At 71.2% G+C, this 8,695-nt stretch carries 9 protein-coding genes and 1 tRNA gene; 7 read left to right on the forward strand and 3 right to left on the reverse strand.

The window, feature by feature from the left end:
* The first annotated feature begins 61 nt into the window (after window positions 1-61).
* Together AB0I98_RS24550 and AB0I98_RS24555 are read left to right on the forward strand one after the other, a co-directional pair.
* Window positions 62-1,702, forward strand: a complete 1,641-nt coding sequence (locus tag AB0I98_RS24550) for a TlrC/CarA/OleB/SrmB family ABC-F type ribosomal protection protein (RefSeq protein WP_362945115.1) — start codon at window positions 62-64, stop codon at window positions 1,700-1,702.
* 132 nt (window positions 1,703-1,834) lie between these two features.
* A complete protein-coding gene (locus tag AB0I98_RS24555) occupies window positions 1,835-2,809 on the forward strand; it encodes a DUF4436 family protein (protein ID WP_362945117.1) in 975 nt (324 codons plus the stop codon).
* Here AB0I98_RS24555 and AB0I98_RS24560 read toward each other — a convergent pair.
* On the reverse strand, window positions 2,803-3,858 hold the full coding sequence (locus tag AB0I98_RS24560) for an alpha/beta hydrolase (protein WP_362945119.1): 1,056 nt from the start codon (window positions 3,856-3,858) through the stop codon (window positions 2,803-2,805). The genes AB0I98_RS24555 and AB0I98_RS24560 overlap by 7 nt on opposite strands.
* Window positions 3,859-3,984: 126 nt before the next feature.
* Between AB0I98_RS24560 and AB0I98_RS24565 the strand changes: the two genes are divergently transcribed.
* Complete coding sequence (locus AB0I98_RS24565) at window positions 3,985-4,641, forward strand: GNAT family N-acetyltransferase (RefSeq protein WP_362945121.1); 657 nt, start codon at window positions 3,985-3,987, stop codon at window positions 4,639-4,641.
* An 11-nt stretch (window positions 4,642-4,652) separates the two neighbouring features.
* Entirely contained in the window at window positions 4,653-5,528 is an 876-nt protein-coding gene (locus tag AB0I98_RS24570) for a PaaX family transcriptional regulator C-terminal domain-containing protein (RefSeq protein ID WP_362945147.1), read from the forward strand.
* Window positions 5,529-5,566: 38 nt separating this feature from the next.
* On the opposite strand, the gene AB0I98_RS24575 is transcribed toward AB0I98_RS24570, so the two are convergent.
* Entirely contained in the window at window positions 5,567-6,307 is a 741-nt protein-coding gene (locus AB0I98_RS24575) for a DUF1963 domain-containing protein (protein WP_362945123.1), read from the reverse strand.
* Window positions 6,308-6,430: 123 nt separating this feature from the next.
* On the opposite strand from AB0I98_RS24575, the gene AB0I98_RS24580 reads away from it, so the two are divergent.
* Complete coding sequence (locus AB0I98_RS24580) at window positions 6,431-6,775, forward strand: hypothetical protein (protein ID WP_362945125.1); 345 nt, start codon at window positions 6,431-6,433, stop codon at window positions 6,773-6,775.
* A gap of 11 nt (window positions 6,776-6,786) precedes the next feature.
* Window positions 6,787-7,311, forward strand: a complete 525-nt coding sequence (locus tag AB0I98_RS24585; protein WP_362945127.1) for an ATP-binding protein — start codon at window positions 6,787-6,789, stop codon at window positions 7,309-7,311.
* Between the two features lie 115 nt (window positions 7,312-7,426).
* Here the strand turns inward: AB0I98_RS24585 and AB0I98_RS24590 are convergent.
* A tRNA-Val gene (locus AB0I98_RS24590) sits at window positions 7,427-7,498 on the reverse strand.
* Window positions 7,499-7,716: 218 nt separating this feature from the next.
* On the opposite strand from AB0I98_RS24590, the gene AB0I98_RS24595 reads away from it, so the two are divergent.
* Window positions 7,717-8,487, forward strand: coding sequence for a DUF4097 family beta strand repeat-containing protein (locus AB0I98_RS24595; protein WP_362945129.1), 771 nt, complete (start codon window positions 7,717-7,719; stop codon window positions 8,485-8,487).
* Window positions 8,488-8,695: the final 208 nt, after the last annotated feature.

Below are 8,695 nucleotides of genomic sequence, written 5' to 3' on the forward strand. Positions count from 1 at the left end.
GCTGTGCCCTCTCATCCACCCGATCCGGCCCGGGCGAAGCCCCGCCAGGAGGGACCCGCGCATGCGCACCTCACAACTCACCCTTCAGCACGTCACCAAGCGCTACCCCGGCCGCACCGTCCTCGACCAGGTCTCCTTCACCCTCAAGCCGGGCGAGAAGGCCGGCCTCATCGGCGACAACGGCTCCGGCAAGTCCACGCTCCTGCGGCTCATCGCGGGTCAGGAACGCCCGGACAGCGGCGAGTTGACCGTGTTCGCCGCAGACGGCATCGGCTACCTCCCGCAGACCATCCCCCTGCCCCCGACCGACACCGTCCAGGACGCCGTCGACCTGGCCCTCGCGGATCTGCGCGCACTGGAGGCGCAGCTGCGCCGGGCCGAGCAGGCGCTCGGCGACGGCTCGGACCCGGCGGCACTGGCCGCGTACGCCGCTCTCCTCGAGCGGTACGAGGCGCGCGGCGGCTACGACGCCGACCACCGCGTCGACCAAGCCCTGCACCATCTCGGCCTGCCCACCCTCCCCCGCGACCGCCGGCTCGGCACCCTCTCCGGCGGCGAGCGCTCCCGGCTGGCGCTGGCCGCCGTGCTCGCCGGCCGTCCGGAGCTGCTGCTCCTGGACGAGCCGACGAACGACCTGGACGACCAGGCCGTTCACTGGCTGGAGGAGCAACTGCGGGCCCACCGCGGCACGGTGCTCGCGGTCACCCACGACCGCGTCTTCCTGGAACGCCTGACCTCCACGATCCTGGAGGCCGAGGCGGGAAAGGTCACCCGGTACGGAGACGGCTACGCCGGCTACCGCACCGCCAAGGCCGCGGAACGCCGCAGCCGGCTCCAGGAGTACGAGCAGTGGCGGGCCGAACTGGCCCGCAACGAACGGCTGGCCGCCAGCCAGGCGGTCCGCCTCGACGGCATCCCGCGCAAGGCCGCACTGGCCAACTTCGGCCACGGCGGCTTCCGGGCCCGCGGCCGGGCGCACGGCGCGATGTCCCGTATCCGCAACGCCCGCGAGCGGGTCGACCGGCTCACCGCGAACCCGATCGCGCCGCCACCGGAGCCGCTGACGTTCACCGCACGGGTCGGTACGGCCGGGGACGGCGCGGATGCGTCGGCGGCGGAACTCCCCTCCGTGCAGCTGTCGGACGTACGGGTAGGAGACCGCCTCCACCTGGACTCCCTCACCCTCGGCCGCTCCGGCCGGCTGCTGGTCACCGGTCCCAACGGGGCGGGCAAGACCACGCTGCTGAAGCTGCTCGCGGGTGAGTTGCGGCCGGACGAGGGGTCGGTTGAGGTGCCGGGACGGGTGGGCCATCTGCATCAGGACGAGACGCCGTGGCCGGCGGACCTGACGGTCGTGGAGGCGTTCGCGCTGGGCCGGGTGGGCTCCGCCGACGAGCATGCGGACGCCGTGCTGGCCCTCGGCCTCTTCCGCCCGGCGGAGCTGAGGCTGCGCATCGGCGAACTGTCGTACGGCCAGCGCCGCCGCGTGGACCTGGCCCGGCTGGTCGCCGACCCCGCGGACCTTCTCCTGCTCGACGAACCGACGAACCACCTGTCCCCCGCCCTGATCGAGGAACTGGAGGCAGCACTGACCGACTACCCGGGCGCGATCATCCTGGTCACCCACGACCGCGCCCTGCGAACCCGCTTCCGGGGCGAGCATCTCGCCCTGCCGAAGACAGCAAGGGTCCGCGTGGGATGACGGCCGGGCGGCCGGGGCGGCTCGCACGTGAGCCGCCCCGGCTGCGAGGCCACTCCTGATGGGTGAGGATGGCCGGTAGCGGCTCGGGGCTGAGGTGAAAGTCGAGGTCCCGTGGGGCGACGAGATCGGCAGGTGAGGACCGGGGTTCCCCTGCGTCAGCCGCCCTGGCGCCATGGCCTGCTCGCGCTCGTCGTCCTGCTGGCGGTCTGCGGCGCCGGTATCGGGCTGTACGTCAATGAACGCGTGGCACGGCAGAAGACCCTGACCGTCGGCGCGAAGCAGGCGCCGCGCGACCGGGTCGACGTCGAAGCCGCCGTAAGCCGGACCAATCCCGAACAGCACACCACCACGCTGCAGTTGACGGCCACAGCGCACGGCAAATACAGCGACGGCTCCGGACTGCCGGTCAAGGACATCACACTGATCACCACCGCACCGGACGACAACACCTTGCTGTTCAAGGCGGACAGCACGGCGTGGCTGAAGGAGATCTCCCTACCCCTGACCGAGGGCACGTTGTCGGACTACCCGTTCGACCGGTACGCCGCCAGCCTCGCGGTCGGCGCGATGGTCGGCCATGAGCCGGTGCCCGTGACCCTGCGCTTCCGGGACCAGGATCCCGCCTTCGTCGTCACACCCCACCAGACCGGGTACGAGGAGGAGGTCGCCATCGTCGTCGCCGACGTCAAGCGGTCACGGAGCACCTTCATCCTCGCCTGGTTCATGATCGTCGCCATGTGGGCGGTGGCCCTCGCGGTGCTGGTCGCCTGCTGGCTGGTCGTGCGCCAGGGCCGCGGCCTGCTCTGGGGCGCCCTGGGCTGGATGGCCGGCAGCCTCTTCGCCCTGGTGGGTCTGCGCAACGCGGCCCCGGGAAACCCGCCCAACGGCAGCCTGCTCGACTACACCGCCTTCTACTGGGCCGAGGCGCTGATCGCCCTGAGCCTCACCCGGCTCGTCCTCCACGGCGTCCTCGTCGAACACCGCACCGGCGGCCCCGTCCCCGAACCACCACACCCCGCCACACTCCGCTCCCCCCGGTTCCGCCACCGCCCCGGCCCACGGCGGGTACGGACCGGTGACCGGCGGGGCAGCGCAACACGTCACTGAGCGCCGGTTCCGGGATCCTCGAGGAACTGCCGCTGGCCGTCCAGGAATCCGTCCGCGAAGAGGGAGCGGGGGGAGAAGACCGCGGTGAGCGTGGTCTTGAGGTCCGACTGCTCGATGGACTGCTTGAGCAGTGAATGGGTCGCGTCCGGGTAACGCCTGACCGTCAGTGCGCCGCCCGCGTCCAGCACCTTGCGGTAGACGCGCTCCGTGTCGACGGTGTCCACGTTGATGTCATGGCCGGCGAGGATCAGCAGCACCGGTATGCCGCGCAGGGCGCGCAGGTCCTGCGTGGCGTCCGCGGTGTAGTTCTTGGCGATGAAGCGCCAGCGATCGGCGGTCATGCCGTCCGCGTCGCCGCCCCTCGCCCTGACGTACTCCTCGAAGCTCGCGTGGCGTTTCAGCAGCCGGCGGGTGCTGTCGCTCTTGGCGATCGCGGCCTTGGTGCGGGCTGCCGACGCTCCGTCGGCGCGCAGCTGGGCGAGGAGGTTGTAGCGGCCCTGCTGGAGCCAGTTGATCGCGGGCGAGACGGCGATGACGAAGCTCACGGGCGTCCTGGCGGCGACCTTCGGCAGGACCCAGCCCGCCTGGCTGGCGCCCCAGAGACCGATCCGGTCGCCGTCGATGTCCGGGCGGGCGCACGCCCAGGCGATGGCGGCAGCCGCCTCGTCGGCCCGGTCGTCCATGGACTGGCCGAGCCAGTTGCCGGATGCGCCCGCGACGCCGGGCTTGTCCCAGGACAGGGAGGCGTAGCCGGCCTTGGCGTTCGCTTCCCACAAGGGCTTGTAGCCGTCGTCGTGGGTGGCGTCGATGGGGCCGTCGCCGTGGACGTACACCACCAGGCCGTGGCGCTCGCGGCCGTCCTTGGGGGTGGCCAGCACGCCGTTGAGGGTGTGGCCGCCGTGGCGGATCGAGACCCGCTGCTCGTCCATGTCGTACGAGTTCTGCCACAGCACCACACCGACGAGACCGGCGGCCACGACCAGGACCGCGGCGAGGGACCACACGGCGATGCGGAGCCCGCGCCGTCGGTGCTGGACCTTTGGACCCATGGGAACGGACCGCCTCTGTTCGGGTTTACGCCCCATGGAAACTATCACTTCTCCCACGATCGTCGCGAGAGTGATAGTTTTGAGGGAGGTTGCAGCGAGAAGGAAGCGTGAAGGAGGGGGCACGGCATGGGACTGGACGCGACAGGCGCCGGCACCGGTACCGGCACTGGACCGGTGACAGTCCGACGGGGCGTTCCGGCCGGCGCCGAGCGGCGGGCGGCCGAGCTGTACTGGGACGCCTTCGGCCGCAAACTCGGGCCCGCCTTGAATCCGCCGGACAAGGCGGTGTCCTTCCTCGCCGCCCACCTGAACGCCGATCGCGCGGTGTGCGCGCTTCTCGACGGGCAGCTCGTCGGCCTCGCCGGCTACCAGCTCGGCGGCCGGGCCCTCACCGGAGGATCGGCCTCCGCCGTGCTGCGCGCGTACGGACACCTGCGGGGACTGCACCGGCTCCTGCTCCTCGCCCTGTTCGAACGCCGTCCGGCACCCGGGCAGCTCCTCATGGACGGCATCGCCGTGGACCCGGACATACGCGGCCGGGGCATCGGGAGCCTGCTCATCGAGGAAGTGGCAGCCGTAGCGGCGGAGCAGGACTGCCGGGAGATCAGACTGGACGTGATCGACGTCAACCCGCGCGCCAGGGCCTTGTACGAGCGGCGCGGCTTCACGGCCGTACGGACCGAGCGCACGCCCTATCTGCGCGGGCTGCTGGGGTTCGGCGCGGTGACCACCATGCGCCGCCCTGTCGAGGCGAACGGGCCGAGAGGACCGCGCACACCATGACCGACCACACCATGACCGACCACATCGAGATCCCCACCCGCATGCTCGTCCACGCGCTGATCCGTGAGGACGGCACCGTCGGCGCGGACGAGCTGTACAGCGTCGCCAACACCCTGGGGATGAGCGACCAGCAGGTGCGGCTGTGCGTCAAACGCCTCGTGGCCGAAGGCCGGTTCACCCATGAGGGCCGAGGCCGCAAGGCGGAACTGCGCGCGACCGCGGACACCACGCGGGCCCTCGCCCCCAACGCGGACTTCCTCCGGCACGCGTTCCAGCAGGACGCCGGGCTCGCCCCCTGGGACGGCGTCTGGCACCTGGCCGCCTTCGCGGTGCCCGAATCGGCGCGCACGGCCCGGGACTCCCTGCGCGAGACGCTCGTCCACCTCGGCGGCGCGCCGCTCCAGGGCGGACTGTACGTCTGCGCCAACGCCTGGGAACCGTACGTCGAAGAAGCGGCCCACCGCCTCGGCGCCCATGGCGCGCTCACCCTCCTCACCACGACGGACCTGCGCAGGGGCGACACCCAAGAACCTGCCGAACTCGCCCGCCGCCTATGGCCCTTGCAGGAGATCGCGGACCGCTACCACCGCCTCAGCCGCGTCACCCGGCCTCGCCTCGCCCGGCTCACCGGCCCTGACGGACTCTCCCCCTCCGCACTCCTCACCATCGCGGTCGAGCTGGCCGCCGAACTCACCCGCGCCATGGACCCCGACCCGCTGCTGCCAGCCCAGCTCCTGCCCCAGCCCTGGCCCGGCACCCAGGCCCGGGAGCTCATCGCCCGGTGCTGGGCGGCCCTGCGCGAACGAGAACCCGACAAGGCCCGCCCGGCCCTCTTCCGCCTCTACGCCGACATCACCCGAGAGGCAGCGGACCGGGCCGCGCGCTGAACGCTGTGGTCGGCCGCTGTGCCTCGCTCAAGGCTGCGTCAGCCCACCATGTCGAAGCAGGCCCGGGCCTGGTCGAAGCGGCAGGCGGCCAGGTCCTCCCGGCGGATCACCCAGTCGACGAGGCCCAGCTCACCCTCGGCCACATCCTCGCCGCCGAGTTCGGCGAGCACGACCCAATCGCCCGGGCCGTGGCCGTAGTCCGTGGTGGGATCCGCGTTCCAGACCCAGGGGTAGCCGCCGATCTGCAGCGTTCCGTCCGCCTGCATCTCGTCGCAGGTCTCCCACCACACCTCGCCCAGCTCGCCGGCGTGCGGGAACTCCTCGGTCGCGTAGCCGCGGTTGGGGAGCGAGGGCTCGATCATCAGATGGAGATCTTGGATGGGGTGGACCGGCGGTTCGTACTCGCCACCCCGACGGCGTTCGGAGACGGGCGTGCCGACCGGAACGTAGATGAGCCGGGAACAGTCGAGGCCTGTCCACGCGCTCACGGTGTCCGCGAAGAAGAGCAGCGTGCCGTCCTTCGGGAGCGGGATGTCCGTCGCGCCGGGCGGGATGGCCGCGAGGTCGACCGCGGCGAGGAACGGCATGTCCGGATGGGGCTCGTCCTCGGGCAACCGCGGCAGCCCACCGATCCGTCCGGCCACCGGGCTCCCGGGCGGCGCCTCACCGGCTTTGCCCAGCATCGCGCAGGGTCGGACCGTGCCGAGCCACCGCTCGACCTCGTCCTCCGGTAAGTCACGGCTGCGGGCTTCGTTGCGGAAGGGGTCCATCGATTTCATGCCGCAGAGTATGCCAACGGCAATCATGAACACCGGCCGCGATGGCGTACTCAGTCACACCCGTCCGCATGAACAACCCAAAGACGCTCGCAACCCAAAATCGAACAGGCGTAGCATTGCCGCGTGGCTACGCCCTATGACTTTCCGAGTGACCTCCGCGCCGGTCAGGAGGAGCTGCATCAGGTCCGGGCCGAGCTGTCGGCTCTGCTGAAGCGGCTGCCCTGGTCGGTCGCGCCCCTGGACGGCTTCAGTGACACGGGCGGCTGGCGCAAGGTGGAGCGCCCCGCCTCCCCCGGCTGGACGGCCGACGAACAGGCCGAGGTGGAGAAGTTGCGGCAGCGCGAGCACGAACTCGCGGTGTTCGTCAGCTGCCACCGCTTCTGGGCGGAAGTCGCGGCGGCGGAGCGCGTGGACGCCCGCATGAAGCTGAAGCACGCCCATGAGATCCCGGAGGAGACCGAGCGCTAGCCTCGGGTCCCATGATCGTATGGCTCAACGGCACTCATGGCGCGGGCAAGACGACGACCAGTCCACTCGTGCAGCAACTGATCCCGGATTCACGGGTGTTCGACGCCGAGAAGGTCGGCGAGACGCTCATGGACATCACGCCCGGGCTGCCCGCGACGGACAACTTCCAGCACTGGCCGCCGTGGCGGCCGCTCGTCGTCGAGACCGCCCGCCGCGTACTCGACTACACCGGCGGCACTCTGGTGGTGCCCATGACCGTCCTGGTCGAGCAGTACTGGCGCGAGATCAGCGCGGGCCTCGCCGAACACGCCATCCCCATACGGCACTTCGTCCTCCACGCCGACCAGGACACCCTCCGCGGGCGCATCGCGGGCGACACCGTTCTCGGCCCGAACTCCCCGTTCCGCCTCAAATACCTCGAGCCCTACGCCGAGGCGGCCCGCACCTGGCTGCACCGCGAGGCCGAGGTCGTCGACACCACGCACCTCACACCCGCCGAGGCCGCCCGGCAGATCGCGGAAGCCGTCAAGAGCTGAGGTCCGCCGGTGGGCTCCATGTGGGCTGCATGTGGACTCCGATCATGGAGACGGCCCCTCGGAGATCACTCCGAGGGGCCGCCATCGTCCAGCTGAGCCGGGCTTTACCTATCGGTGGGCGCGGACGGTTTCGAACCGCCGACATCCTGCTTGTAAGGCAGGCGCTCTACCCCTGAGCTACGCACCCGGGACCTGAGCCGATGTGCTCAGGACGAGTCGACAGCCTACCTTGCCCGGAGCACTGCACGGCAAACCCGTATTCCGGGACGGGCCGGTGTCAGGGTGATCCGGGGGTTAACCCCAGGACGGATCCGGGAGCGGCCCGGATCCCCGGGCGGGCCGGCGCTCCGTACGGTCGAAGAGTCGCAGCAGAGTCCTCGTACTCCGACTCAGGGGGAGACCGTCATGGCCCGCACCGTTTCTGTCCGCGCCGCCGCCGTCACCGGCGTCGTGGCGCTGCTCGTCGTGGGCGCCACCGCCTGCGGCTCCTCCGCCGGAGACGACAAGACTCCCGAGCACAAGTCCTTCGACCTGAAGGGCCGCACCCTGACCGTCGACTCCGACGACTCGGCGCTGGAGATCATCGCCGCGGACGACCACCCGGAGGGCCGGATCGAGGTCACCCGGTGGTTCCAGGGCACCGTCGCCATCGGCAACGACCCCGAGGTGAGCTGGTCCATGGAGGACGACCGGCTGAAGCTGCGGCTGAAGTGCTCCGGCATGGTCGCCGACTGTGACGCCAAACACCGGATCGAGGTGCCGCGCGGGATCACGGTCAAGATCGAGGACGGCGACGGCAGCGTCCGCGCGCGTGGCTTCGAGGACCCGCTGAGCATCCGTACGGGCGACGGCTCGGTGCGGGTCACCGACAGCAGCGCACCGCTGGACCTGCGAACGGGCGACGGGTCCATACGCGCGGACGTCACCTCGCGGCAGGTGCGCGCCCGGACCGGCGACGGCTCGGTCCACCTCGAACTGGGCGCCGTACCGGACCTGGTGGAGTCCCGCACCGGAGACGGCTCCGTGACGATGGTGCTGCCCCGGGCGACGTACAAGGTGTCGACCAAGACGGGCGACGGCAGCGTGGATGTGTCCGTGCCCCGGGACGAGTCCAGCTCGCACGTGGTGTCCGCGGAGACGGGCGACGGAAAAGTCACGGTCCGGAGCGCGAACTAACCGGCCCGTGTGTTCGTCCTTAACCGGTGGGAGAATGACACCGGGCAGGGCGGACCACGGGCACGGGAGAGGGATGTGACGGCGACACCATCGCAGCGCCGTCCCCGCGCGGGGCGTGCCGGGTTGTTTGGCCGTCATTCGTCTGCGGCGCCGTCGTGGCTGGTCGCGCAGTTCCCCGCGCCCCTTGGGGGCGCGGCGCCCTCCGCAC

Source organism: Streptomyces sp. NPDC050211 (assembly GCF_040656035.1).
GTDB lineage: Bacteria > Actinomycetota > Actinomycetes > Streptomycetales > Streptomycetaceae > Streptomyces.